General features: G+C 61.3%; 2 protein-coding genes. Both read left to right on the top strand.

Going from position 1 to position 2,754, the window contains the following annotated elements; genetic code table 11:
• On the top strand, window positions 1-1,673 hold a 1,673-nt coding region (locus NW809_RS11775), incomplete at its 5' end, for an NAD(P)H-quinone oxidoreductase subunit F (RefSeq protein WP_414402218.1).
• Between the two features lie 47 nt (window positions 1,674-1,720).
• On the top strand, window positions 1,721-2,754 hold a 1,034-nt coding region (locus NW809_RS11770), incomplete at its 3' end, for an NADH-quinone oxidoreductase subunit M (protein ID WP_414402217.1).

The raw sequence follows: 2,754 nt of genomic DNA, 5'->3' as shown, positions 1-2,754 counted from the left end.
GTGTGGGGGCGCTGGTGGCGATTTGGGATCAGCCGGCGCAGGTGATTCGGCTGCCCTGGCTGCAGGTAGGGGATCTGGTGTTGGAGCTGCCGCTGCAGGTTTCATCGCTAACGCTGGGGGCCTGCGCCCTGGTGACGGGGCTAAACCTGGCGGCCCAGATCTACGGCTTTGGCTACATGGAAATGGACTGGGGCTGGGCGCGGTTCTTCTCGCTGCTGGGCCTGTTTGAGGGGGGGATGTGCGCTCTGGCTCTGTGCGACTCTTTGTTTTTCAGCTACGTCATCCTGGAGATTTTGACTCTGGGCACCTACCTGTTGGTGGGCTTTTGGTTTAACCAATCGCTGGTGGTAACTGGGGCCCGGGATGCTTTTCTAACCAAGCGCATCGGCGACCTGTTGCTCTTGATGGGGGTCATCGCCATCTATCCTTTGACGGGATCCTGGGAGTTTGAGGACTTGACGGCTTGGGCAAAGTCGGTGCAGGCAGGAGCTATCTCTGTGGATCCGAACTTGATCGCCTTGGTGGGGCTGGGGTTGCTGGCCGGCCCTGTGGGCAAGTGTGCCCAGTTCCCTCTGCATCTGTGGCTGGATGAGGCGATGGAAGGGCCGATCCCCTCTACGATCTTGCGCAATGCGGTGGTGGTGGGCACAGGAGCTTGGGTGTTGATTCGGCTGCAGCCGCTCTATGAGCTTTCCCCGACGGTGTTGCGGCTGATGCTGGTGATCGGGGGGCTGACGGCAGTGGGGGGATCCCTGGTGGCCCTGGCCCAAATTGATGCCAAGCGGGCCTTGTCCTACCTGGTGAGCGCCTACATGGGCTTGATCTTTGTAGCGGTGGGCACAGGACACACGCAACAGGCCTACCAACTGCTGCTCACCTATGCGCCGGCGATGGCCTTGCTGGTGATGGCGCTGGGCATGGTGATCTGGAACAGCATTACCCAGGATCTGCGCTATCTGGGGGGCTTGTGGTCGCGGCGGCCCATTTCCGGCCTGTGCTTTTTGACGGGGATGGCCGGCATGGTGGCCCTGCCGCCTTTCGGCTCCTTCTGGGTGCTGACGGATCTGTGGCAGCAGTTGGCGCAATCGGGGCAGGGGCTGTGGGCGGCAGTGGTGCTGGTCACCAACGCGGTAACGGCGCTGGGGCTGACGCGGGTATTCGGCCTGGTTTGGGGAGGCAAGCCGCAGCAGATGAGCGAGCGCTCCCCAGAGGTGCACTGGCCGATGATGTTGCCCAGCACGGCCATGATGGGGGTGACGCTGCATGTGCCGATGATTCTGGCGGCCTTGGATCTCTTGCCGGCTCTGCAGGGGATCCCGATTGCGGTGATGGCCGGATCCAGCTTGGCGGGCATCGCGTTGGGAGCCTGGCTGTACCTGCCGCGGGGGCGGCGGCCAGTGGACTGGGCTTTCTTGGCCGACTGGCAGGATCTGCTGGCCAACGACTTCTACACCCCCAAGCTCTACCGCGCCAGCGTGGTGTTTGTGGTGCGCATCATTTCTGAGGTTACGGCCCTCTTTGACCGCTACGTGGTGGACGGCGTGGTGAATTTGACCAGCTTAGTTGTGCTGGCAGGAGGTCAGGTTTTGAAATACACCACCTCCGGCCAGTTGCAGGCCTATGTGCTGACGATTGTGGTGGGGGTGGCCCTGCTGGGCTGGCTAATTCTCTAGGCAGAGGGGGACGGAGTCCTTAAGCCTTAAGAAAGAGGGAAAAGACCATGCTGAGTGCCTTGATTGTGTTGCCGATTTTGGGATCCCTGCTGCTGTTCCTGGGCTTGGGAGGGCGAAAGCTGGCGGTGGTCCTGGCCGGGATCCCGTTGGCCATCTCGCTGTTTCTATTTACCCGCTTTGACGTGCAGGCAACTGGCTTTCAGTGGGAGCAGCGGTGGGATTGGATCCCGCAAATCGGGCTGAGCTACTCCCTGGGCTTGGACGGGCTGGCTTTGTTGATGGTGGCCCTGAACGGGCTGCTCACTCTCATCGCCATTTTGACGGCTGAGCCGGAGACCAAGCGGCCCAATCTCTTTTACGGCTGCATTCTGCTGATGAGTGGGTCGGTCAACGGGGCTTTTGCCGCCCAGAACCTGCTGTTGTTTTTCCTCTTTTACGAGCTGGTGCTGATCCCGATCTACTTGCTCATTTCCATCTGGGGCAGCCCCAAGCGGGATTATGCCGCCATCAAGTTTTTGATCTACACCGCTGTTTCCGCCGTCTTCCTGTTGGGGGCGTTTCTGGCCGTCTACTGGCTGGGGGATCCCCATACTTTTGAGCTGGCCGAGATTCGCATCAGCTCCCTGGGCCCCGCTGCCCAAACCCTGGCCCTGTTGGCTTTGATTGTGGCCTTTGGCATCAAGATGCCGCTGGTGCCCTTCCACACCTGGCTGCCCGACGCCTACGGCGAGTCTTCCCCGCCGGTGGCGGTGCTGCTGGGAGGGGTGCTCTCCAAGTTGGGCACCTATGGTCTGTTTCGCTTTGGGCTGCAGTTGTTTCCCCAGGCTTGGGCCGATCTGAGTGGGCTGCTGGCCTGGTGGGGGGCTATTGCTGTGCTGTCGGGGGCTTTGGCGGCCATCGCCCAAAAAGACATCAAGCGCATGGTGGCCTACAGCTCCATCGGCCATATGGGCTACATCCTGCTGGGCATGGCGGCGGCCACGCCGATTAGCTTGACGGGAGCAATGGTGCAGATGGTCTCCCACGGCCTGATTTTGGCGCTGCTGTTTGATCTGGTGGGCCTGGTGGAGCGCAAGGTAGG

It is taken from the genome of Synechococcus sp. WC101 (genome assembly GCF_047461555.1).
Classification (GTDB): Bacteria; Cyanobacteriota; Cyanobacteriia; order Thermostichales; family Thermostichaceae; genus Thermostichus.
The sequence above is the reverse complement of the archived record's forward strand: the minus strand, read 5'-3'. Positions and strand labels throughout refer to the sequence as shown.